The sequence below is a fragment of the Tabrizicola sp. genome, from assembly GCF_034366665.1.
Classification (GTDB): Bacteria; Pseudomonadota; Alphaproteobacteria; order Rhodobacterales; family Rhodobacteraceae; genus Tabrizicola.
In genome coordinates this window covers 23716-47491 of sequence record NZ_JAXMMF010000096.1, presented here as the reverse complement: position 1 = coordinate 47491, position 23776 = coordinate 23716, and the positions used below count along the sequence as shown (strand labels likewise).

Below are 23776 nucleotides of genomic sequence, written 5' to 3'. Positions count from 1 at the left end.
TGCAGCCGGGTCAGCCGCCCGGTTGGTATACCAGCCGGACGCTGCCGTTGAAAACCAGAACATACGCCCCCGGGGTGCGGTTGTCCTGACCAAGCACCATACTGTCGGCCGTGATCTCGCCCGCCGGTCCCGTCGCCGTGACTGGCACCCGACTTTCCAGCCCGGTCCGGTCCAGCTTGGCGACGATTTCCGCGGTTTCCAGCCGATACCCGGTCGAGGTCGTCAGCGTGACCCCGCCCGACAGCACCATCTGGCGGGTGGTGTCGTCCATCCGCGCCTCGGCCGCAACCAGTTCGGTCCGCCCGCCATCCGGAGTGGCAAGGTCCAGCCGAAGCCCCGCCGCCTGGGCGGATTGGCCCTCGGCCGCCGGTCGCGCCTCGTCGGCGGACAGCGTCAGCGCCGAGCCATCCTCGGTAGTCCCGGCATAGGTCGGAGCGGTCATCCGCGGCTCGCGCGCCAAGTCCTCGACGTCGACTTCGGCATAGGGCAGGGCGGCTTCGGGATCGATCCGCCGGGCGACAAGGAACAGCGTCGACAGGATGGCCAGCGCGGCCAATGGCAAGACCACCTTCAGCCAGCCCACCACACGCGTATGCCGGTCGATCCGCGCCATTTCAGGCGACGCCCGCCCGCAGGCAGTCGTGGACATGCAGGATGCCGATCGGGCTGCGGCTGTCGGCTGCCGTCACCAGCAGGCAGGTGATCTTGCGGTCATTCATCAGGGCCAAGGCCTCACCCGCCAGCGCCTCGGGGCCGATTGTGCGCGGGTTTGGCGTCATGACTTCGCCCGCGACATGCAGCATCAGCCCATCCAGATGCCGCCGCAGGTCTCCGTCGGTGATGATACCGGCCAGGTCCCCCTGCGCGTCGGTCACGCCCACGACGCCATAACCGCGCTTCGTGATCTCCAGCAGAGTCTCGCCCATCGGCAGGTCGGCGGCGACCAGCGGCGGGTCCGCGTGCATCAGGTCGCTGACCTTCAAAAGCCGCGCCCCAAGCTTGCCACCGGGGTGGAACATGCGGAAATGTTCGGGGGTGAAGGCACGGTGCTCCATCAATGCGATGGCCAGCGCGTCGCCCAAGGCCAGCGTCATGGTGGTCGAGGTCGTGGGCACGATCCCCTTTTCGCAGGCTTCCGGCACCTCGGGTAGCAAGAGGCCGACAGTCGCCTGCCGCATCAGGGTTGACCCGTCCCGGCTGGTGATCCCGATCATCGGGATGCCGAAGCGCTTGGCATGGGCCAGGATATCGGCCAGTTCCGGCGTCTCGCCCGAGTTCGACAGCACGATCAGCACGTCGCCCGCAGCCACCATGCCGAGGTCGCCGTGGCTGGCCTCTGCCGGGTGGACGAAATGCGCGGGCGTCCCGGTGCTGGCGAAGGTCGCGGCGATCTTTCGCGCGATATGGCCCGATTTCCCCATGCCCGACACGATGACCCGCCCCTTTGCGGCCATCAGAAGGCCGACGGCCTTGGCAAAGCTGTCGTCCAGGACATCGGCCAGAGTGTCCAGCGCCCCCGCCTCGCGGCGGATCACCCGGCGGCCGGTGGCCAGAAGGTCAGTGGAGGAAGATGTCATTGGTATCTTCCCAGCCCATCAGGTCCAGCTCGGCCCGTGTCGGCAGGAAGGCGAACAGCCGCTGCGCCAGGTCCAGACGGTCCTCGCGGATCAGCCGGGCCTCAAGTTCCGCCTTGAGCGCGTGAAGGTACAGCACGTCCGACGCCGCATATTCCTTTTGCGCGTCTGTCAGGGTGACCGAGCCCCAGTCGCTGGTCTGCTGCTGCTTCGACACATCCACGCCAATCAGGTCCGCCAGCAGGTATTTCAGCCCATGCCGGTCAGTGAAGGTGCGGATCAGCTTCGAGGCGATCTTGGTGCACCACACCGGCGCGGTCGTCACGCCGAAGGCCTTCTTCATCACCGCAATGTCGAAGCGGCCGTAGTGGAACAGCTTCAACGTGCCGGGGTCCGCCAGCAGCCGTTCCAGATTCGGCGCGCGGGTCTGGCCCTTGGCGATCTGCACCAGATGCGCGTCGCCTGACCCGTCTGACAGCTGCACCACGCACAGCCGGTCGCGCCGAGGGTCGAGGCCCATCGTCTCGGTGTCGATGGCGACGACAGGGCCAAGGGCCAGGCCGTCGGGAAGGTCGGATTGGTGCAGATGGATTGCCAAGGGGGATGCTCTTTGCTGGATCAGCCCCCGGATTACGCTTGCGGCCCCGAAGGGTCAACTGCGGTGCGCCTCACCCTGCACCGACCGCTCGTCGGGGCACTTCGTTGCCTCCTCGCTGGGGGAGCCTTGTGGCCCTTGGCGCGTGCGACTGTTCAACCAAGTTCCTGGTGGGCAGAGGTCGCTACCGGCCCAAACCGGGCAGATCCAGAAACCCTGTCACCAACAGCACTCCAAAATCGTCAACGCAGGGTGACCAAGGTCAGTTCACGACGAACTCTGCATGCAGCGCGCCCGCCGCATTGATGCTTTTCAGGATGTCGATCATGTCGTGCGGTGCCACGCCCAAGGCGTTCAGGCCCGCCACCACCTCGGCCAGGTCGGTCCCGCCCCGCACCTCGGCCAGTCCGGTCCCGTCCTTGGCGATCGAGGCGTTCGACCGCGGCACCACCACGGTCTCACCCTCGGCAAAGGGGTTCGGCTGGGACACCAGCGGGCTTTCCTCGACCCGTAAAGTCAGGTTGCCCTGCGCGACGGCGACGCGGCTGATCCGGACGTCGGCCCCCATCACGATCGTTCCGGACCGCTGGTCCACGACCACCCGCGCCCGTGTCTCGGGCTCCACCAGGATGCCTTCCAGCCGCGCCAGCACATGCGCAGGCGACTGCATGCCCGTCGCCCCGATGTCGACCGCCACTGTCCCGGAATCCTCCATCAGCGCGACCCGCGCCCCGAATTCCGCGTTAACCGCCTGTTCGATCCGGGCGGCTGTGGTGAAGTCCGCCGATTTCAGTGCCAGGCGCAGGCTGGGCAGGCTTGCAAAGTCGAACTCCACCTCCCGCTCCACCCGCGCGCCCGAGGGGATGACCCCGGCCGTAGGCACGCCCTGCGTCACCCGCGCCGCATCGCCCTCGGCCACGACACCGCCGGCAATGATCGTGCCCTGCGCCACGGCATAGATCTGCCCGTCCGCCCCGTTCAATGGCGTCATCACCAGCGTTCCGCCAAGCAGGCTTTTCGCGTCCCCGATGGCCGACACAGTCACGTCGATCCGCCCACCCGCCCGGGCAAAGGGCGGCAGCTGCCCGGTGACGAAGACTGCCGCCACGTTCTTGGGGCGGAACTCCTCGCCGGTCACGTTGGCCCCCAGCCGTTCCAGCAGGTTCGCCATGATCTCTTCGGTAAAGGGGGCGTTCCTGAGACCGTCGCCGGTGCCGTTCAGGCCCACCACCAGGCCATAGCCCACCAGGTCGTTGCCGCGCACGCCGTCGAACTCGACCAGGTCCTTGATGCGGATCGACTCGGCACCGGCGGCGCTGACGGTCAGGATCAGCGCCAGAAGGAAGCGGATCATCGCAGATACTCCGTAAGGCTAAGCCGCGAGACGCGGGCGGTGACAAGATACAGGGATTCAAGCTGCGCCCGGACGTTCTCCAGCCGGGTCGCCGCTTCGTAGGGGTCGGCCGAGCCGATGTCCGACCGCAGGATGCCAAGCGAGGTCTCCTCTGCCGCATTGCGGGTGCGGGCGGTCTCGATCTGCGCTTCGACGGTCCCGATGCGGGCAGCAAGGGTGATGCGAGCATCTTCGGTCCGGTGCAGGGTCTGCCCGGCAATCTGGGCCAGCCGCGCCCGCTCTTCGGCGTTTCCGGCCAGGGTCCCGCGGTCGATCAGCGCAGCCATCGCAAAGCCCGCCAGCGTGTCGCGGATCGCCGGGTCCATCGCCGTGGTGGACAGGTCCGCCGCCTCGCCGGGGGCGATCGGAGCCGCCGAGAGCGACGCGTCGCCCTGATAAAACGCACCGAACCCCAAGGGATCGGCAAACCAGCCGTTCACCGCAGCCTCGACTTGACCCGCGGTCGTGGACCCCGCCGCCGCCGTTTCCAGCGCGACCAGCAGGTCCTCGGCCCCGCTGAGCGGAAGCGTGTCGGTCGCCACGCCGGAAAAGACAGCGCGTCCAGAGGCTTGCGTGTTGATCAGCCCAACGACCGATGCCAGCCGCCCCCGGGCGTCGGCAGCGGTGGCGTTGACCTGGGCCGGAGTTGGAAAATCGCGCGATGCCATCAGGGTCGTGGTGATCCCCGCAGCCAGTTGCGACAGGCCCGCGATGGCGGACTGCTGTGCGGCGGTCTGGAAGGCCGCGTCGGTGGTGTTGGTCTTGTAGGCCGCAAGGCGGGCAAGGCTGGCGTCCACGGCCAGAAGCGGCGCCACATCGCCGCGCATCACCTTGCCGATATCCGCGTGCTTGCCTGTGGCCACCTCTTGCGCGGCGCGCTGCACCTGCCCGCGCAGGTCGGCCCCCTGGCGCGCCAGGATGTTTGTCAGACTTGCATCGCCCACCGAGATCCGGGTCATCCGTCAAGCCTTATGAGGGTGTCGATCATGTCGGCCACCGCCTGGATCACCTTGGCGTTGGCGGCGTAGTTCTTCTCAAGCACCAGAAGTTCCTGCATCTCCTGGTCGGTATCGATGCCGTTCTGCGCTTCAAGGTCGGTCAGCGCGGTCAGCCGGGCGGCCGAGAAGCTTTGCTCGGATTGTGCGGAAAGCCGCATGGCCGAGGCGTCCGACAGGATGTCCGAGGTCAGGACCGCGAAGCTGCGATTGCCCGCGATAAAGCCGGTCGAGGCCAGTGGGCGGGCCCCGGTCAGCGCCGAGTGCAGCGCAGTCAGAAGCGTGCCGTTGCCCGGTGGGCCTTCGGTTGCGGCCCCCAAACCGTCGCGCAACCGGAAGAGCGCCCCCCCCTGGGCCGGATCGGCGGCAGGATTCAGGCGCAGCCGACCGGCGAGGCCCGCTTCGTCCAGCGGATCGAACGCGCCGCCCCCATCGGTGAACAGGCCCGCGGCACCGGGGGCAAGGGTCGGGTCCAGACCCGCAAAACGCTCCACCAGGTCGCGGGCGGCGGCGTCCAGCTTCCCCTGCGCGCCGACGGCAAGCTCGTCGCGGACCGAGAACAGCGCCCCCAGGGTCCCGCCCAGGATCGGGCTGGCCGACCCGGCCGTGTCATAGGGCCGCCCGTTTATGCTGATCCCCGACAGCCCGCCAAGCGCCTGGGTCATCTCGGGGGTGATCGTATGGACCGGCGTAAAGCCGATCACGGCCGCCGAGCCTTCCAGCAGAGGGGCGCCCCCGACGGTGAAGAGGGCAATCTGGTTCAGGTCGCGCGGGATCTCTCGCACCGGAACGATGGCCGAGATCTGGTCGACCAGCCGCTGCCGTTCATCCAGAAGCGCCGAGACATCGCGCCCGGCCCCAGTGAAAGAGCGGAGGTTCACGTTCAGCTCGTGCAACTGCTGCAGCGTCGAGTTCAGCTTGCCCACCTCTTCGCCGATACGACGGTCGGCGCTGGCGCGGGCGTTCTGGATGTCGGTCGTGGCGGCGGCAAGACCGGAGATCAACGCCTTGGCCGTGGTGGCAACGCTGTTCAGGCGGGCCTGCGATTCGGGTCGCCCGGCGGATTCGACCAGGGCCTGGTCAAAGGCGGCAAGCCGGGCTGCCAAGGATGAGGGGTTGTCGGCCGTGCCCAGCGTCTGTTCGACGCGCTGCAGAAACTCGGCCCGGACATCACGGTCGCCCCCGCCGGCCTGGGCGACGCGGCGTTCCCCAAGAAGATGCCGGTCGACGTCGCGGGTGACGCCCAGGACCTGCACGCCTTGCCCGTGCCCGGCCAGCACCGCCGCCCCGAGGCCCACCTGACGGCGGGCATAGCCGGGCGTCGTGGCGTTGGCCACGTTCGACGACAGGATTTCCGCCTGGCGCGAGGTGGCCGAGAGGCCCGACAAGGCTCCGGCAAGGGCGGAGGTGATGCTCATCGCCTATCACCGTTTGATGTTCGTGGTTTCCTGCAGCATCTCGTCCACCGTCTGGATCACCTTGGCGTTGGACGAATAGGCGCGCTGGGTCTGGATCAGGTTGGTCAGTTCTGCCGCGACATCGGTCTTCGACCCCTCGCGCGAATAGCCCTGGATCGACCCCGTCGGCCCCGAGCCCGCATCCCACAGGAAGAACGAGCCGGAATCGGGCGAGACCTGGTAGGTCTGGTTCGACAGCGACAGAAGGCCGTTGGGGTTCGGCACGTCCACAAGAGGGATCTGGAACAGCCGCCGGGTAAAGCCGGTGTCATAAGTGGCGTTCACATAGCCCTTTTCGTCAACCTCGACCGTGGTCAGGTTGCCGACCGGAGAGCCGTTCTTGGTGATCGACACCGGTGCAAAGTTGTCGGACAGCTGCGTCAGACCGTTCGGATCACCGGCGCGACCGATGCCCACGGTCAGGGGGCCGCCCGCGACGGTCAGCGCCAGGGTCCCGTCTGCAGGGTTGTAGGCCCCGCCCGAGATCACGGTGACCGAAGCCAGAGTTCCGCCCGCGCCACGGCTGTCGTCGAAGACCAGGCTGTATTCCCCGATCAGGTTGCCGCCGCCCGCACTGTCGCGGATCTGCATCGTCCACTGGTTCGACGACCCCGTGGCCGGCACGGTCGGAATGAAGGTCACTTCCAGCGATTCCGAGGTGCCGAGGTTGCCGAAGTATTCCACCGACAGGGGCGGTGGCGTGGCGGTCGATCCGGCCTCGGTATAGGTCGCAGGCAGGTTGACCCCCAGGTTCATCGTGGTGGTCGGGTCCCCCGCCGTCTGGTTGGTGTTGATCACGATCGGCACCAGGCCCGAAAGCGTGTCGCGCGGGTTCGACGGGATCGTCCCGTCGGCATTTGCCGCCCAACCCAAGAGGACCAGGCCCGAGTCGGTCTTCAGGACGCCGTCCGCATCCGTGCGGAAGCTGCCCGTGCGCGTCATCAGAAGCGGGGTGTCGGACAGGGCATTGCCCAGCGACACCTCATTGATCACCGGCAGCATCCCGCGCCCGGCGATGGCCAGGTCCAGCGGATTGCCGGTGCCCACCAGATCGCCGCGTTCGTCGATCAGCCGGATCGTCGACGCCCGGACGCCGCCAGCGGAATAGGTGCCGGACCCCCGTGAGCCGGTGATGACCATGCTGGTGAAATCGGTGGAAGAACGCTTGTAGCCGTAGGTGCCCGAATTCGCGATGTTGTCGGAAATCGAGGCCAACCGCGTGGCATTCGCGTTCAGCCCGGCCACACCCGCGCTGAGCGAGGAGGATATCGTCATGGGAAAGCGCCTTTCTGCAGCTTCGATTCCTGGTGGATCGACCCTGCAGCACGGCGTCTTAACATGCCCCTAATGGATAAAAGTCTAGGAATTATCGGTCGCGTCGCAGAAGCGTCACCTCGATCCGGTTGTTGCGTTCGACCGACGGGTCGGCGACGGCCGGCTTGCGGTCGGCATACCCTGTGACCCGCTGCATCCGCGCGGCGTCGATGCCCGCTGCCTCAAGCACCTCTCGCGTGCTTTGCGCGCGATCGGTCGACAGGTCCCAGACCGGGTTGTCGATCAGCGTTACCGGATGGGCCTGCACATGGCCCGAAACCGCAATCTCGTTGGTGGTCAGGCTCAGGACCTCGGCCAGGACCTCGGCGAGGGCGATTGCGACCCGGGTCGGCTTGGCCGTGTCGGGATCGAACAAAGGCGCATCGGGCAGATCGAAAATCTCGATCACCAGGCCCTCGTCCGTGACCTTGGTGATGACGTGGCGCAAGAGCCGCTCCATCGTGTTGCTTTCGCCGCCACGGGCCAGCAGCGCCTTTTCCACATCCTCAAGCTCGGACTGGGCCTTGCCTTCGCCCGCCGCACCTTTGCCAGCCTCGTCGCCCGCCGCGTCGGCAGAACTGGCCGATGTCTTGCGATCCATCGCACCGGTGCCAGTATGGGCCATCGTCTCTTCCGCAAAGACGCTGTTGCCGCCAAAGGCCCCGTCGCCGCCGCCCGAGATGCGGTTCACCGGGATCGTCGGATTGAAGTAATCCGAGATCCCCTTGCGTTGTTTTTCCGTCGTCGCGTTCAGCAGCCACATCAAGAGGAAGAACGCCATCATGGCGGTCACGAAGTCAGCGTAGGCCACTTTCCATGCCCCGCCGTGGTGGCCCCCGCCACTGACTACTTTCTTCCGCTTGATGATGACTGGCGCCGCATTACCCTGCGCAGCCATCCACATCACCCAAGCCATACACCCAGAGTTCTGAATAGCAGTCGCAGGCTTTACATACGCTTAACCTATTGGCTTTTAGCGAGTTTTCACATTCCCGCCACAGTCGCCGCCCGTTAGCGCAGCGCAGCCCGCCAGGCGCCCAAAGTCGCGGTGGTCGCATCGCCCTCAATAACGCCGAGGAGGATCGACGGCCCGATGCGCGCGCCGACGATGCTGTGGCCCTCGACCAGCATGGCGCCCAGGATCATGCAGATGGCATCGCCCGGGGCGGCGGAGAGGCTGTCGAACTGCCGCTCAAGCGAGTCCCGTTCGTCGGCCAGAAAGCCCTGCAGATGCGAGACCATCTCTTCGGGGCCGTCGGTCCGGCCATCTTCCGCCCCGCCGTCGATCAGCCAGGCGATCAGCGCCGGCCCCACCGCCGCCGCGAAACCAGACAGGCCGGTCTCCCCCGCCGCGATTTCCGCAGGCGTGGGCGGGACCACTTCCTCGGGCACTTCGACAGGATCTTCGTCCGGTTCGGTGACGTTCAGGTCGACCAGCAGCAGATCCGCCAGCAGCGCGACCGGCAGGCCGACGCTGACCTCTTCGCCGCCGCGACCGACCGGGCCCGAGATGACATGCAGGTCCTCGCGCACAAGGGCAACGCCCTGGAACAGCTTGATCAGGTCATCCTTGTGCTCATCCTCAAGCACGTCGGTCGCCAGACAGACGTCAGCGCCCAACAGCCCTTCGGCATCGGTCACCCGCAGCACGCGGCGGCCCGCGACATCCAGCGTCAGGCTGGGGCCTGCCGCCGAGACAAAGCGCAAGGACCGGGCCAGCATCGTCTCGTTCAGGACGCGCAGAAGCTGGGCCACGGGATTGCGATCGGTAGCCTCGGAAATAACGCGGCCTCCGCCCGGCACGAAGCGGGCGGCCGTCTGCAGGCTGTGCAGACGCGCAAGGATGGGAAGCGTGCCCCTGTTCAACGGTTTGTCCGGCCCTCGTCACCCAGCATGAGTGATGCTTTCAAGCGTGGTACGGATTTTCGCTACAAACGCGGGAAGGTCAATGGAGTGATCACAGATGCAGCACAAGGCATCGGCGGGTTCGACGTCGGACCGCAGGAACACGCGCACCGTATCGGGTCCCATGACCACCGCGGCATTGGGCTCGCCGAAGGCCTCGACCGACAGCGAGAACAGCGGGTCGTCAAAGCTGGTGCGGGCCTGGTCGCACAGCCGGTCCAGATATTCCTGCGTGGTCGACAAGGGGCCGGTGCTGGACAGGATCATGCGGGACGACAGGTCCGCAAAGGCCACCAGGCGGGCCTGCGGAAATGCCTTCACCACCGCGCCAAGGCTTTCGTTCACGCCCAAGGCCGCATCCTTTCCGGCTTAAAGGCCCTTCAGCCGGCCCAGAGCCGGGGCCTCGGTGGCCCCCATGATCTGATCCGAAAAGGACACCATCGTCGGGCCGGATTCGTCCGTCGGCCGTTCGGTCCGCAGCAGGCGCTCCCCCGACGCGACGCGCCGCGGCAGGACTTTCACGACCGGAGTGTTGCGGACTGCCATCAGACGCTCGAACGTCTGGGCGATCAGGCTTTGGCCTACCTCGGTCTCGTCCGCAGGATCGGGGCGGATCATCGGCTTGCCTTCGTCGCCCTTTTCCGGGTGACCTTCGTCGATGATGCGGTGGATGATATCGAACAGCGCCTTCGAGAAGGCATCGACGCCACTGTCCAGCCACTTCGCCTCGTCGTCGCCGGCGCGCATCGCTTGCAGCAGAGACACCGGGTAGACCTCGGCGAACAGGCCGTCGGTTTCCTGCTTGACGCGCTTCAGCACCTTGGACTTGTCGCTGTCGCCTACGATCTTGTCGAAGCGGGTGACCAGAAGCAGGCTGTTCTGCCGCATTTCCTGCGGGAAGGTCGACCAGACGCCCGATTCCGACTGCCGCCAGGCCTGCGTGGCGTGGGTGCACCACAGAACCGCGTCGGCAAGGTAAGCCATCCGCTCCCACACTTCCGACGACATCGACGGGTCCGAAATGCCGGGCATGTCGACCAGGTCGCAGTAGCGCAGGATGTCGCTTTTCATGAAGATGCGGATGTGTTCCGTCGTCTCCAGGCTGACCTGCTCCAGTTCGGACAGGTCCAGGTCATAGGCGTGGCCATCTAGGCCCATCGTATAGGCATCGTCTGGCCCGTAGGACAGCCAGACCGGCGGTAGCTGCGTCGCCGTCACCTTCTCCAGCAGCGGCTTTGCCCCCATCAGCACGTTGCAAAGCGTGCTCTTTCCCGAGCTGAATTCGCCCATGATGGCGATACGGGGCTTACGGGTCAGCGGCATTCCACAGGTCCTTTCGTACCCACGACCGATCAGTCGGCGTAAATTGCAAGCTCGTCCATGATCGACGCCAGGCATTCCTGCCGGTCTTCCCAGGCGTTCACGCCGAACAACTCTTTCATCTCATCCATCGAAATTTCGGAAGATGCCAGAGCGCTCATCAGAAGTTCGCGCTGTTCCTGCAGGAAGTCCTTCAGCGTGGCCTGGGTCCGTTCGCGGAAGAGGCCGATCTGGATGGTCTTGAGGTCATTGATGATCGGGTCGGTCTCGGCCCGGATCAGCTTGTTGAAGTCCTGAGCAAAGGCCTTGTAGCCACGACGGCGCTGCCACCAGCCTTTCCACCAGCTGACCTGCAGGTCCAGCGCGATGGTCTGGCCCAGGTTGATCGGCGGCGGGATGTAGCTGACAACGGGGGTCTCGATCTTGAAGCCTTCCACGGTGATCGAAAAGGTCTTGCCGTACAGGTCGGCGATCTTGACTGCCGTCTCGTTGTTCACCTCGGCCGCGATGGCGTGCATCTTCTTCAGCACGACCTGGTAGCTGGAGGACAGCAGCATCCGTAGCCCCAGCGGGCTGTAGTGCCAGGTCGCATCCTCGCCATTGGTCTGCAGATGCTCGATCAGGCTGTTCGTCGCGCGGTCCAGGAAGCGTTCATAGCTTTGGTCGATCCGGTGGGTGAAATCCTTGCAGACGTTGTTGGTCAGCGCGGTCAGTTTCTCGATCGCGGCCAGTTCGATCCGGCGCAATTCGCTGTCCAGTTGGTCGGTGGTCATCGTCCGGTTCAACTGGCCGTCGGATTCCAGGATGCGGACCTGATCCACCACGTCCAGCGACTGGGCCAGGTTCAGCGCCTGGCGGGACGACTTCTGTAGCGCCTCGCGGACCGGGCCTTCGTACATCCGCTGTCCCAGTGCATCCAGCAGCGCCGGCACGCCCGAGGCATGCCAGACCAGCTGCTCGGCCGACCAGGCGTCCATCTTGTCGGCAAAGGCGGCACGGGTCCAGTTGATCGCGGACTCGGTCGAGTCCTCGTGCATCTCGTCGATCTTGCCTTCCAAGACCGCGTTGGCCCAATGGGCCGAGCCATAGATGATGTCGATGTCCGGCGGAGCGTTGTTCTTCTCCAGCGTTTCCAGGATCGCGCGGTGGATTTCCGGGACCTGGTTCGCCGGGTCGGGCAGTTCGTCGATCCGGTTGACGAAGATGATGATCTCGCGGCTCTGGCGGTGGGCGATCAGGCGGATCAGCGCCATGTCCATCGTGGTCAGCGCCTGGTGCGCCGAGAGGACGACGATACAGGACCGGCTGTCGCGCACGGCGTTGATCGTGATCTGCTCGCGCATCATGAACGTGTCGTTTACGCCGGGCGTGTCGCGGACGCAAAGCTGGACCGGGAAGTCCTCACGCTCGATGTAAAGATCGGCCGACTTGGTGATATCGGTGAAACGGCCCTGTTCGGCCCCACCGGTTTCCTCGTCGCCAACGCAGACGTAGCGGCGCAAAAGCGCGTCGTCCACGGTGCCATAGCGGTGCTCGGTGCCCAGAAGCATCTCGAACTTGCGGCCCAGCCGGGCCTGGGCCTTCTCGCGCATCTGCACGACCTGCAGGCGCAGCTTTTCCAGCTCGTCATCCGCCCCGGCGCGGGCCGCCAGCTGGCCGATCCGGCCGCCGTTAGACACCAGCTTTTCCCATTCGGCATTGTCGAAGAACTTGAACTTCGCCTTCACGTTCAGCTCGGGCGAGGGCGTGTTGATGTGGAGCGACGTCACCACCGAAGTCCAGGGGTTCACGTCCGTCGGCAACAGGTTCGGCGCACCGATCATCGCGTTCAGAAGCGAGGTCTTACCGGCCTTGATCTGGCCGATGACGGTCACCGAAGGCTCGACCTCGCGAACCTGGCTCATGATCCGCGTCACCTTTTTCGAGGTGTCGGGGTCGGCCATCGTCACGAAATCGCGCAGCACGTCCTCGAACTGCGTGATGGCGTCGGCAATGCGCGTGAGGCCCGGAAAATTGCGCTTCAGCGCAATATCGGCCTCCTGCACAGCGACGCTGTCCAGCTCATCCTGGTTCTCTGCTACCGCACCCAGTCCCATGATCACCTCATACCTGCGGGCTTGATCCGTCCGATTGGCAAGCACATAGACTCAAGGCCCCGCAATCATGTCATAAGTTTGGAAAGTGGTCCCAATTGGGCACATTCTTGACGATTCTACGCTCACAATGGTGTCACACCGCGCGTAATGTTTCCAATTCGCGCTTAAGTTGTAGAAGTAGGGTCAGCGCATCGTCGGCGGGAGCGTGCCCTTTTTCCAATTGCATCAACATGATAAGGTCCATGACCTCTCCCACGTCACTGCTGATCCGGCGCATCTCGTCGGACCGTCCGCGCGACACCACGCTTTGCAACTGTTCGCTGGTTTCGCGGGCATGTTCAAGAATCAAGTCGACCGGAACCTTGCCCTCCGGATCGACCACGCCGGCAAGCCCGGTCGACCGCACGACGATCAGACCGACGGCCTCATCCACCAGCGCCTGCTCGGACGAAGGCACCGACGCAGTGCTTGTCGGAGCCGTCGCAACCGGCATGGCGCGTGGCGCGATCCGGGGCCGCTCCCGGCGGGGCGGGGGCGCGTCCGGTGTCCGCGGTTCGCGGCGCATGATGGCCGCGGGCGAGAACTGATCTTCTGCAACGGCAGCCGGAGCAGCCGATGGCGCTGTGGCCACTGCCCGGGGTGACCGCGTGATCGGTGTGGTGCGCGGCGGTGCGGCCGAAGGCTCGACTGCAGCCACGGGGCGGGCGCGGGGCTCGCGGTCGAAAAGGCGTGGCCGGTCAGCGGGCCGCTCGGCGCGCATGGCGGGGGCCGGCTCTTCCGGCGGGGCCGCATCCATCGGTTCGGGCAGGTCGGTGGCGGCCTCATCGGCTTCGGCGACATCCTCGACCTTGAAGGGGTTCTCCTCGATTGCCGATTCCATCTCTTCGGGCGTGGCGCGCAAGGATGACAGGTCGGTCATCGGGACATCGCTGCCGGTCATCCCGGGACGACGACCGCCGAACAGCTGAGGCCGTGCAGCCCGTGCCGCCTCGGCGGGTTCCGGTCGCGGGGTGACCGCCCGGCCGGGGCGGTCGCGCAGAGTTGGCCGCTCGCGAGGTGCGGGGTCTTCCAGGGCTTCTTCCGCTGCCGGCTCCAACCCTGAGACATCGACGACCGCAGCCTCTTCGACAGGCTCGGGCGTCTCGGCGATGGGGGCCGCCTCTTCCACGACGGGCGGCGTCGGCTCTTCCGGCACCGGTGTCGCGGCAGCGGCGCGCGGGCGGCGAGCATCACGTGCAGGCTCTGCCTCGGGCGCGGGGGGCGGCGCTTCGGTTTCGGCTTTCGACTTCCAGGTCGTGCGCAAGGGCACCGAGGGGGTGGCTGCCGCATCGCCGTCCGTCGCCACACGCTTGATCCGATCGGCAAAGCGCCGCCGCGTTCCCGGTTGCTCTGGCTCTGGCTCGGGCGTCGCGGAGACGTCAGTCACCGGCGCGGGGTCAACCGCAGCGGCTGGCGTGGACGTATCCGGCTTGGCCACGGGTTCGGGGACAGGGTCTGGTTCTTGGGCAGGCTCGGATTCGGGCTCGGGTTCGGCTTCGGGTTCTGCGACCACTGCCAAAGGTTCCGGCACCGGCTCCACGTCCGGCACCGGGACGGCGGCTTCGGGTGCGGCCTCCGGCTTGGCTGCAATTTCAGGCGCAGGTTCGGGTGGCGGGGTCCAGGCCTGCGGGGCCTCTTCCTCAGGCTCGGCGAAGCGCTTGGCGACCAGTTCGCTGGCCTCGACATGCCGTGCCAGCAACAGTTCGGCCGTGTCCATGTCGGCCCGGCGGCCCGACTGCACCCGGGTCTTGATCGCGGTGATCACCGCCGAGGCGCCACTGTCGCGGAACAGCTCACGGTTCACCTGACCACCCACAGGCATCGCTGCGCGGGCCTGCTTGGCCGAGATCGAGAGGATCTGCCTGAACTCTTCGCTGGCCCGCAGCTCGACCCGGTCATGCATCGCCTGCGCCGCATCCCGGCTGCCCAAAAGGTCAACCTTGGTCAGGAACATGAAACTGTTGTCCTTCACCGCGTCGGGCAGGCTTTCCCAGACCGCCTGCTCTTTGGGAAGGTACGAGGTCGTGCACCAGATCACGATGTCGGCGCGCTTGCTGGCCCAGGTCGCGGCCCGCTTCTGTTCAGCCTCCATCGGGCCGGCGGACACTTCCAGCAGGCTGATGATGCGCAGGGCGGGAAGGTCCATCTCCAGCGTCACCAGCGCGGGGGCCAGCGGGAGCACCTCGGCCAGGTCAGCGCCCGGAACGATCTTCGTGGTACCGTCGGTCAGCGTGCACAGCATCCGCGACACGTCGCCGTGCTGGACGATGATGGTCGGAAGGCGAAGCGTTTCGGGGACGACGGCCGACCCCACAAGCAGGTTCAGGATTGACGACTTGCCTGATCCGGGCAGCCCAAGCAAAGCGATCCGCGCCGGACGCTCCAACCGTTCGATCAGACGCTCTGCAGCCTCCGCCGGACCGCCGGCTGGAAGGAGCCCGCGATCAAGTGCGCGGCCAAGCCGCTGGGCGACTGTCAGTTCTCCGTCGGGATCTGCCATGACTTACTTTATGACGGTGACTCGCCGTGGCCGCAACCGTACAGGGGACAAATCCTCAACCGACTGGTCGTGGTTGCTTTCTTGCACCGCCTCGATGACCGGGCGGGGCGCGCGTGCGGCCTTGGCTTCCGGCAGCGGGGCGGCCACCGGGCCTGCCGAGGGCAGGGGGGCCGCAACCGGGGTTGGCACGGGCGTTGCCCCCGCCTTCGGCCCGGGTTGCTGACCGGGCAGGCGCACATGATCCGGCGCAACCGTCGTCAGCCGTCTGGGCCGTGCCACGGCGGTCGACGGGCCTTTGGGCCGATCCTGCGGCGCGCGGACCGAGGCGTCGTTCACCTTGATCACGGTAAAGCTGATGTTGTCCTGATCGGGATCATCCAACCGGGTGATCTCTTCCAGAAGCCGCTCGGCGATTTCGGTGGACCGGGTCTTTCGAGCCTTGTTCAGGACCTTCTCGATCTGCGCATTGGTCAGGAACTGCAACCCGTCCGAGGCGCAGACGACGATGTCGCCCTGCTTCAGCTCGAACGGCTTGGTCGGGCAGTCGATCTTCGGAATCCGCGTGCCCATCAGTACCGAAATCAGGCAGTTGCGGTCCGGATGGTTGGCCGCGACCTGCGGGTCCATCAGGCCGGACTTCACCATGAAGTCGATCTGAGGTGCCATCGAGTGGTCTTCGTTCAGCTGCGTCAGCCGCCCGTTGCGAAACAGGAACAGCGGCGAATCCCCGATCGAGATCCACCACAGCCGGTTTTCCACCAGCGCCGGAACGACCAGCGTCGCACCCATCCCCTCGGTCTCGGGGTGGCTGCGGGTGTGCTGGCGCAGGGTCTCGTTCGCAAGATCCGCCACATTGCGCAGGATTTCCGGTGCCCGCGCCTCGAAGGACACGACATCGGCGAAGTGGAACTTCAGCTCGCTGAAGACTTCCGTCAGGATGATCTTTGACGCGACATCGCCCGCTGCGTGGCCGCCCATCCCATCGGCAAGAACGACAAAACCGGCCTCGGCGCCGACCGGAAAATCCGACGTTATCGCGTCTTCCTGATAATCGCGCGCGCCCTGGCTGATGCCCGACGCCACATCATAGCGTGGCTCACGCGATCGCCATATCATTACCGTCTCCCTCGGACTCGACCGCCGACCAGTTGAAGTCGGGCGTACACAATACTTTCAACATCAGGGTCGTCTCACCGATCTGGATCACGTCCCGGTCCCCCACCACCGAGGTGGTAAGCAGCGGCTTGCCGTTCAAGCGCACCAGGTTCGACTTGCCGCCATGCCCCAGATGGAACTGGTGCGTCGCCGGATCATAGGCGATGGCCGCGTGGTTCTGGCGCGAGATCGCCATGTCACCGAAGTCCAGCGAGATGGTCTGGTCCGCCCCCCGCCCGATCTGCGAGATACCCCGCATCACCGGAAATGCGGCCCCGCGGCCCGGACCCGACATCACCACCAGCCAGCCGGTCGGATACATGACGACACCGGCCTTGTCGCCAGGCTCGATCGAATCGTCCATGCGGCCTTCGTCGAACAGCGGCACCACGGCTGCAGGCTGCGGCTCGAACCCCAGGACGCGGGTCTTGGTCCGCGTCGCGCGCCGCCGCGCACCGGCGTCGGCCGCAATCTCGCGCGCGGGGGTCGGGACCGGAGCCGAAGGAGCCGCCTCTTCCTCCATCTCCCAGATGTTGACGGCGGGGGTGGGGCCTTCCTTGGCCACCACGGCACTGTTGGGGGTCTGGGTCAGCACTTCGGGGGCGCCGCCCGCAAGCTTGGGGAAACGCCCGGCAGCAGGCCCGTTGCCTTGCGCGACGGACTGGATTGCGGCTTTCGTCGCCTCGATCTGTTCAGCCTCGTTGCCGTCGAAGCGCGCGGCACGCTTCGATTTCGACCGTCCAAAGAGCCAGGCGAAGAAATTCATGTTCCGTACCCCGCGCCCCGGACATCCCCCGAGGCTTCATCATTGTTGCCCGGGTCAGGTTACCAAGGCCTGAAGAGCCCAAGGTTGCCTTGCCAGACTGCTGCATCCAGACCCAAACCGCACCGCCTGCCAACCCTGGCTGCCCCGGCAGCCGAGACGGACAATAAGCCCATCCCCACAGCATCCCGATTATTCAGGAACTTTGTCCAAAAAATGATCCTAATTCGGTCATTTCACGGATCAAGTCTTTCCATTCGGTCAGGCCACGCGACTGACAACGAAATCTGCAAGCTGGGAAAGAATGTCCCGCAACCGATGCTCGGGCAGGCTGTTCAGCGCCGCCTTGGCCTTGGCCGCCCAGGCCAGCGCATCGGTCCGGCAGGCGGATATTGCGTCATGCCGCTGAAGAATCACCAAAGCCTGTGCCAGGTCGCCCTCGCGTTGGTCGCCCTTTTCGATCACGCGTGTCCAGAACGCTCGGTCCTCCGGACTGGCCTTCGCCACGGCCTTGATCAAGGGAAGCGTCAGCTTCCTTTCCCGGAAGTCGTCGCCGGTATTCTTGCCGATCACCGCAGTCGATCCGCCATAATCCAGAATGTCGTCAACAATCTGGAACGCAATTCCCAGCGCGTCGCCATAGTCGCGCAGCGCCGCGATCTGCGTTTCGCCTGCGCCCGCGATCACGCCGCCGACTTCGGTCGCTGCGGCGAACAGGGCCGCTGTCTTGCCGCGGATCACCTGCAGATAAATCCGCTCGTCCGTCGCCAGGTCCTGAGCCGCCGTCAGCTGCAAAACCTCACCCTCGGCAATGGTGGCAGAGGCGTCGGCCAGGATGTCGAGGACACGCAGGCTTCCCGTCTCGACCATCAGCTGGAAGCTGCGGGCAAAGAGGTAATCCCCCACCAGGACCGAGGACTTGTTGTCCCACAAGAGGTTCGCCGTCGGACGCCCGCGCCTGCGGTGGCTCTCGTCGACCACGTCGTCGTGCAGAAGCGTGGCGGTGTGGATGAACTCCACCGTGGCCGCCAGTTTGACGTGGTCCTGCCCGGCATAGCCCAGCATCCGGGCGGCCGCCAAGGTCAGCAGCGGCCGCAACCGCTTGCCCCCGGCTTCGACCAGATGCGCCGTGACCTCGGGGATGCGGGGGGCGTGTTCGCTGGCCATCCGTTCGCGGATCAGCACGTTCACCGCGGCCATATCCTCGGCCAACTCGGCGCTCAGCCGGTCCTGCGGCGCCATCGCCTTGTCCACCGCCGTCTCGCCCGCACCGTCCATGCTGCCTGCCGCCCTTGCCCCGCGCGAAGGGCGGGATTAACTGAAATCCATGAAGGAACTTCTGCGCACCAACGACCCCACAATGATCGCCTTCGCCACCGTCCTTCTTGAGGGCGAGGGTATAGCGACGTTTCCGCTGGACGTCCACATGAGCATCCTGGACGGCAACCTGGGCATCCTGCCGCGCCGGTTGATGGTGGCCGACCGCGACCACTTCCGCGCCGCCGCGATCCTGCGCGACAACGACATCCCGGTAGACCCCTGATGTTCGCCGAGGAAGACCTCTCGGGCGACAAGTTTCTGTGTGGTCGCTTGCGTTTGCTGCAACCTCTCAAGGGCTACCGCGCCGCGACCGATCCCGTCTTGCTGGCCGCCGCCTGTCCGGCCGAACCCGGACAGTCCGTCCTTGATCTTGGCTGCGGGGCAGGGGCTGCGGCGCTGTGTCTCGGCCAGCGCGTGCCGGGCCTGGCCATTGCGGGGCTGGAGCTGCAACCCGCCTACGCCGACCTTGCCCGCCGCAATGCGGCCCGGAACGGCATCCCTCTGGAAGTGCACGAAGGCGACCTTGCGCGCATCCCCGTGCCCCTGCGCCGCGACTTCGACCACGTCATCGCCAACCCGCCCTACTACCACGCCGGGGGCAGCCCCTCGCCCGTCGCCGCCCGCGCCACCGCGATGCAGGTGGAAACCCCCCTGTCCGCCTGGGTCGCCGCGGCCACCCGCCGCCTGCGCCCCGGCGGCTGGCTGACCCTGATCTGCGGCACCGACGGCCTGCCCGAGGTCCTTGCGGCCCTGGCCCCCAAACTCGGCTCTGCCGCCGTGCTGCCGCTTGCCGCACGCGAAGGCCGCGCGGCCCTGCGCGTCATCGTCCAGGCCCGCAAGGGTGGCCGCGCACCCTTCCGCCTGCTTGCGCCCTTCGTCATCCACGCCGGGGCCGCCCACGACGGCGACCGCGAAAGCTATACCCCCGCGGCGAATGCCGTGTTGCGGGATGGGGCCGACCTCCTCGCGCAATTCCGCTGAATTGGACGCATCATTCTGTCACAGGTCTGTAACAAGGGATGACACGACTCGGGTTTCGTGGTGCACTCAAGGGGCAACAACCAAGGAGGACGACCATGACGATCCAATCCCATCTGGTGGAACTGCGCAGGAAGCACGAAAATCTGGCCGAAATGGTCGAAAAGGCCCAGCGCGCCCCCGGGGTGGATGATCTGAAGATCGCCGAACTGAAGAAGCAGAAGCTGAAGCTCAAGGAGGAAATCACCCGCCTCAGCGCTCACTGATCCTTTTTGGCGCTGGCTTTCGCGGCCAGCGCCGCACCGCCCGCGATCAACACCGCCGCCAGGGCGATTGTCCAGGTCGGCTTTGTGATCCCGGCGGCCACCAGGGCCAAGGTCGACAACAGCGGGGCTGCATAGCTTGCCACGCCCAAAAGCTGGATATCGCCGCGCTTCATGCCGATGTCCCAGGTGAAGAAGGCCGCGCCCACCGGCCCGATCCCGAGCGCAAGCACGGCAGCCCAGCCCAGTGGGGTTTCCGGCCAGATCGTCTCCTCCAGTGCCAGATGCGCGGCCACGGACAAAGCTGCCGTTGCCAGGCAGAACACCGTCACGCTTTCGGTCGGCACCTCGCCCAGCCGACGCGACAGGACCGAATATCCCGCCCAGGTCACCGCACAGATGAAGGCCAGCCCCAGCCCCAGGGCCGAGCCGCTCCCTTCGTCTCCCCGCCCCAGCACGATCACCGCCGCCCCGGCAAAGGCGATCAGCGCCCCGATCACATGCGGTGCCCGCAGCCGCTCGCCCGGCAGCAGGCCCGACAGAAGCACGATGAACAGCGGCCAGAGATAGGCGATCAGCCCGGTCTCGGCGGTGGGTGACAGGCGGAAGGCGGTGAAATAAAGGAAGTGATATCCGAAAAGACCAATGGTCCCAAAGGCATAGACCTTCCAGCTTACGCTGCGCAGCACCCCGAACCCTTGGCGCGCCGTCCAGACCAGCCCGATCAGCCCGCCGATCCCGAAGCAGATCGCGTTCAACAGCAAGGGCGGCACGGGGGCACTGCCGATGGTGAACAGCGCCAGAAGCGACCACATCAGCACGGCGGTAAAGCCGATCAGCGTTGCCTTGCTTTTGGTCACCGGCGTCCCCTCCTGCAGCCTGGCATGCATAACTGCCCGACCGCAAAAGGAAAAGGCCGCCCCGAAGGACGGCCCCGCAACGCTCGTCGTTCGACTTCGTCGCTCCTCGCAGGTGGCCCTCCGACGAGAAGGCGCAGCCGCACGAGGAGGCGTCCGGCGTCAGACGAAGAACTGCCCGCCGTTCGCGCTGATCGTGGATCCGGTGATGAACCCCGCATCCTCGGAGGCCAGGAACACCACGATCCGCGCGATCTCCTCAGGCTCGCCCAGGCGGCCCACCGGGATCTGCGGGATGATGCGTTCGTTCAGCACCTTCTCGTCGATGGCGCGCACCATTTCCGTGCCGATGTAGCCCGGGCAGATCGCGTTCACGGTGATCCCGGCCCGCGCGCCTTCCTGCGCCAGGGCCTTGGTGAACCCCAGATCCCCCGACTTGGCCGCCGAATAGTTGGCCTGCCCGGCCTGACCCTTCTGGCCATTGATCGAGCTGATGTTGACCACCCGCCCGAACTTTCGGTCCCGCATCCCCGACCACAAGGGGTGGGTCATGTTGAACAGGCCGGTGAGGTTGGTGTCGATAACCTCTTTCCACTGGCCCGGAGTCATCTTGTGGAACATCGCATCCCGCGTGATGCCCGCGTTGTTCACCAGCACGTCCACCGGCCCCAGGTCAGCCTCGACCTGTTTGATGCCCGCCGCGCAGGCGTCATAGTCCGCCACGGACCACTTGTAGGTCGGGATGCCCGTCTCCTTGGTGAAGGCCGCCGCCGCCTCGTCGTTGCCGGCATAGTTCGCCGCAACCGTGTAGCCCGCCGCCTTCAACGCGACCGAGATCGCCGCCCCAATTCCCCGCGACCCGCCCGTGACCAATGCAACCCGTGCCATTTTGCCTCCTCCCGGCATACTGTGGTATTCCTTGAAATCCTGTTACCGAAACGAAAGCGGGCGCGCAAGATTATTGCGCGCCCGCTTCAAACTTCCGGTTGAAGTGATCAGGCGCGTTCCAGGCACATGGCGACACCCATGCCGCCGCCGATGCACAGCGTCGCCAGACCCTTGTTCGCGCCGCGACGGCCCATCTCGAACAGCAGCGTGTTCAGGATCCGCGCGCCCGAGGCGCCGATCGGGTGGCCGATGGCGATCGCTCCGCCGTTCACGTTCACGATCGCCGGGTCCCAACCCATATCCTTGTTCACCGCGCAGGCCTGGGCCGCGAAAGCCTCGTTCGCTTCGACGAGGTCCAGGTCGCCGACCTTCCAGCCCGCCTTCGTCAGCGCCTTGCGCGAGGCATGGATGGGGCCGACGCCCATGATCGACGGGTCAAGCCCGGCGGTCGCGTAGGACGCGATCCGGGCCAGCGGGGTAAGCCCGCGCTTCGCGGCCTCTTCGGCCGTCATCAGCACCACCGCCGCCGCGCCATCGTTCAGACCCGAGGCGTTGGCCGCCGTGACCGAGCCGTCCTTCACGAAGGCCGGGCGCAGCTTCTGCATGCTTTCCAGCGTCGCGCCGTGGCGGATGTATTCGTCCTGATCCACCAGGATGTCGCCCTTGCGGGTCTTCACGGTGAAACCGACGATCTCGTCCTTGAACTTGCCAGCCTTCTGCGCCGCTTCGGCCTTCAACTGGCTCGCCAGCGCGAATTCGTCCTGCATGTCGCGGGAAATCTGCCACTGGTTGGCGACGTTCTCCGCCGTCTGGCCCATGTGATAGCCGTTGAAGGCGTCCCACAGACCGTCCTTGATCATCGAGTCAATGAAGTTCATGTCGCCCATCTTCTGCCCGGCGCGCAGATGCGCGACGTGGGGCGACAGCGACATCGATTCCTGCCCGCCCGCGACGATGATCTTGGCGTCACCCAGCTGCACATGCTGCGCGCCCAGCGCCACGGCGCGAAGGCCCGAGCCGCAGACCTGGTTCAGCGACCAGGCGCTTGCCTCTTTCGCAAGGCCCGCCTTGATATGCGCCTGACGCGCGGGGTTCTGGCCCTGGCCGGCGGTCAGCACCTGACCCAGGATCGTCTCTTCGACTTCGGCCTTGTCGATCCCGGCGCGCGCCACGACAGCTTCGATCACCGCAGCACCCAGGTCATGCGCCGGAGTATTGGCAAAAGCGCCGTTGAAGCTGCCCACGGCGGTGCGGCCCGCCGACACGATTACGACATTGGTCATCTGGTTCCTCTCCCACTAGCGCCCGAGGGGTGCGCCACGGCACGAGGGGCTCGCGCCGCATCACCCCATGCCCTAAGGGCATCTTGCTGCAAGTGCAAGAACGATGGAGCCGCAGGACCGATTCCTGCCCGGCTTGTCGCAAACGGACGCTGGCGGTCGGATCTGCGGCGGGTCACGAGGCCTTGAGATTGGGTCGCCCGTGGCGGAAGGCGCGAAAGTCCGGCGTCACGGTCGGCGGGCCGAAAAGGTACCCTTGCAGGCATCCCACGCCCGCCTCACGCAGCCATTTCGCCTCACCCTCGGTCTCGACCGATTCGGCGACGACGTACATTCCCAGCTCTTGCGCCATCGCGATGGCCGCGCGGGTCGCGCCTTGACCCTCTGGCGTCCGGTCGATGTGTTTGATCAGGCTGCCATCGATCTTCGCGATCTCGAACGACAGCTCTTGCAGAGTCCGCAGCGAAGTCATCCCGGCGCCGAAGTCGTCCAGCGCGAACACGATGCCATGCTCGCGCATTTCGGACATGAAGGGCTTCAGCACGTCAGGCACCTGCATGGCCGAGGCTTCGTTGATCTCAAGGATCAGGTTCTTGCCCAGGCGCGGCGCTTCCTGCAGGGCGCGGCGCAGGATGTCGGACCAGGGCCGGTAGCCCACCGACCGCGCCGACATGTTGATCGACACCCGGATCTGCGGATTGCGCTGCATCGCCAGAAGGCCAAGCTGCAACGAGGCGCAGTCAATCTCGCGTCCCAATTGGCGCTGTTCGACAGTCGGCATGAAGTCACGCGCCGGGATCACCTGATCGCGCAGGTTCAGAAGCCGGATGAAACCTTCGAAGAAGCCGATGATCGTCGGGTCTGCCGCATAGACCACCGGCTGGAAGGCCAGCCGCATCCGCCCGTCCTTCAGCGCCGAGGCGACCATCGACAAGGTCTCACGGTCCTGAGCCGAAATCGCCGCGTTCAAGGGGCTGGCGACCAACGGGTCGCGGTCGAACTTCGACACCCTCGGCCCTTTCATATAGCTCATGTCCTGCCCCCGTCCGATGACTTCACGCTCGACACCCTAGGCCGGGATGGG

General features: G+C 66.0%; 23 protein-coding genes. 3 read left to right on the top strand and 20 right to left on the bottom strand.

Translation table 11 applies throughout. The features are described 5' to 3' along the window. Positions 1–10: 10 nt before the first annotated feature. The 16 genes from lptC to U1E69_RS12740 form a co-directional block, all read right to left on the bottom strand. Positions 11–613, bottom strand: a complete 603-nt coding sequence (gene lptC, locus U1E69_RS12815) for an LPS export ABC transporter periplasmic protein LptC (protein WP_322244757.1) — start codon at positions 611–613, stop codon at positions 11–13. 1 nt (position 614) lies between these two features. Then, positions 615–1577, bottom strand: a complete 963-nt coding sequence (locus tag U1E69_RS12810) for a KpsF/GutQ family sugar-phosphate isomerase (RefSeq protein ID WP_322244756.1) — start codon at positions 1575–1577, stop codon at positions 615–617. Next, a complete protein-coding gene (locus tag U1E69_RS12805; protein ID WP_322244755.1) occupies positions 1558–2172 on the bottom strand; it encodes a ribonuclease D in 615 nt (204 codons plus the stop codon). The genes U1E69_RS12810 and U1E69_RS12805 overlap by 20 nt, the downstream gene beginning before the upstream one ends. 259 nt (positions 2173–2431) lie before the next feature. Then, positions 2432–3523, bottom strand: a complete 1092-nt coding sequence (locus U1E69_RS12800; protein ID WP_322244754.1) for a flagellar basal body P-ring protein FlgI — start codon at positions 3521–3523, stop codon at positions 2432–2434. Next, positions 3520–4521, bottom strand: coding sequence for a flagellin (locus U1E69_RS12795; protein ID WP_322244753.1), 1002 nt, complete (start codon positions 4519–4521; stop codon positions 3520–3522). Before U1E69_RS12795 ends, U1E69_RS12800 begins: the two co-directional genes overlap by 4 nt. Then, entirely contained in the window at positions 4518–5975 is a 1458-nt protein-coding gene (flgK, locus tag U1E69_RS12790; RefSeq protein ID WP_322244752.1) for a flagellar hook-associated protein FlgK, read from the bottom strand. The genes U1E69_RS12795 and flgK overlap by 4 nt, the downstream gene beginning before the upstream one ends. A 6-nt stretch (positions 5976–5981) precedes the next feature. Next, positions 5982–7289, bottom strand: a complete 1308-nt coding sequence (locus tag U1E69_RS12785) for a flagellar hook-basal body complex protein (RefSeq protein ID WP_322244751.1) — start codon at positions 7287–7289, stop codon at positions 5982–5984. A 91-nt stretch (positions 7290–7380) separates the two neighbouring features. After that, positions 7381–8226, bottom strand: coding sequence for a flagellar motor protein MotB (locus tag U1E69_RS12780; protein WP_322244750.1), 846 nt, complete (start codon positions 8224–8226; stop codon positions 7381–7383). Between the two features lie 113 nt (positions 8227–8339). Continuing rightward, positions 8340–9194 (bottom strand): hypothetical protein, encoded by an 855-nt coding sequence (locus U1E69_RS12775; protein ID WP_322244749.1) that lies wholly within the window; start codon positions 9192–9194, stop codon positions 8340–8342. 18 nt (positions 9195–9212) lie between these two features. Next, entirely contained in the window at positions 9213–9584 is a 372-nt protein-coding gene (locus U1E69_RS12770; protein WP_322244748.1) for a hypothetical protein, read from the bottom strand. A gap of 18 nt (positions 9585–9602) precedes the next feature. Continuing rightward, the gene (locus U1E69_RS12765) at positions 9603–10556 is read right to left on the bottom strand and encodes a dynamin family protein (protein WP_322244747.1); all 954 of its coding nucleotides are present in this window, start codon (positions 10554–10556) and stop codon (positions 9603–9605) included. A gap of 29 nt (positions 10557–10585) precedes the next feature. Further along, positions 10586–12649: a dynamin family protein gene (locus U1E69_RS12760; protein ID WP_322244833.1), complete on the bottom strand. Its 2064-nt coding sequence runs from the start codon at positions 12647–12649 to the stop codon at positions 10586–10588. Positions 12650–12782: 133 nt separating this feature from the next. After that, positions 12783–15188 (bottom strand): GTPase domain-containing protein, encoded by a 2406-nt coding sequence (locus tag U1E69_RS12755; protein ID WP_322244746.1) that lies wholly within the window; start codon positions 15186–15188, stop codon positions 12783–12785. 3 nt (positions 15189–15191) lie between these two features. After that, positions 15192–16304 (bottom strand): PP2C family protein-serine/threonine phosphatase, encoded by a 1113-nt coding sequence (locus U1E69_RS12750; RefSeq protein WP_322244745.1) that lies wholly within the window; start codon positions 16302–16304, stop codon positions 15192–15194. Then, positions 16285–17109 carry an FHA domain-containing protein gene (locus U1E69_RS12745; RefSeq protein WP_322244744.1) on the bottom strand — a complete coding sequence of 275 codons (825 nt, stop codon included), beginning with the start codon at positions 17107–17109 and terminating at the stop codon, positions 16285–16287. Before U1E69_RS12745 ends, U1E69_RS12750 begins: the two co-directional genes overlap by 20 nt. A gap of 258 nt (positions 17110–17367) precedes the next feature. After that, the gene (locus tag U1E69_RS12740; RefSeq protein WP_322244743.1) at positions 17368–18384 is read right to left on the bottom strand and encodes a polyprenyl synthetase family protein; all 1017 of its coding nucleotides are present in this window, start codon (positions 18382–18384) and stop codon (positions 17368–17370) included. Positions 18385–18433: 49 nt separating this feature from the next. On the opposite strand from U1E69_RS12740, the gene U1E69_RS12735 reads away from it, so the two are divergent. From U1E69_RS12735 to U1E69_RS12725, 3 genes are all read left to right on the top strand, one after another. After that, complete coding sequence (locus tag U1E69_RS12735; protein WP_322244742.1) at positions 18434–18649, top strand: DUF2007 domain-containing protein; 216 nt, start codon at positions 18434–18436, stop codon at positions 18647–18649. Next, positions 18649–19407 (top strand): tRNA1(Val) (adenine(37)-N6)-methyltransferase, encoded by a 759-nt coding sequence (locus tag U1E69_RS12730; RefSeq protein WP_322244741.1) that lies wholly within the window; start codon positions 18649–18651, stop codon positions 19405–19407. Before U1E69_RS12735 ends, U1E69_RS12730 begins: the two co-directional genes overlap by 1 nt. A gap of 95 nt (positions 19408–19502) precedes the next feature. Then, positions 19503–19670 (top strand): YdcH family protein, encoded by a 168-nt coding sequence (locus U1E69_RS12725; RefSeq protein WP_322244740.1) that lies wholly within the window; start codon positions 19503–19505, stop codon positions 19668–19670. Here U1E69_RS12725 and U1E69_RS12720 read toward each other — a convergent pair. The 4 genes from U1E69_RS12720 to U1E69_RS12705 form a co-directional block, all read right to left on the bottom strand. Further along, positions 19664–20527 (bottom strand): DMT family transporter, encoded by an 864-nt coding sequence (locus U1E69_RS12720; RefSeq protein WP_322244739.1) that lies wholly within the window; start codon positions 20525–20527, stop codon positions 19664–19666. The two genes, U1E69_RS12725 and U1E69_RS12720, sit on opposite strands and share 7 nt — an antisense overlap. Before the next feature lie 159 nt (positions 20528–20686). Next, a complete protein-coding gene (locus tag U1E69_RS12715; protein ID WP_322244738.1) occupies positions 20687–21412 on the bottom strand; it encodes a beta-ketoacyl-ACP reductase in 726 nt (241 codons plus the stop codon). A 107-nt stretch (positions 21413–21519) separates the two neighbouring features. Then, a complete protein-coding gene (locus U1E69_RS12710) occupies positions 21520–22695 on the bottom strand; it encodes an acetyl-CoA C-acetyltransferase (RefSeq protein WP_322244737.1) in 1176 nt (391 codons plus the stop codon). Positions 22696–22867: 172 nt separating this feature from the next. Then, the gene (locus tag U1E69_RS12705) at positions 22868–23725 is read right to left on the bottom strand and encodes an EAL domain-containing protein (protein ID WP_322244736.1); all 858 of its coding nucleotides are present in this window, start codon (positions 23723–23725) and stop codon (positions 22868–22870) included. Between the last annotated feature and the right edge of the window lie 51 nt (positions 23726–23776).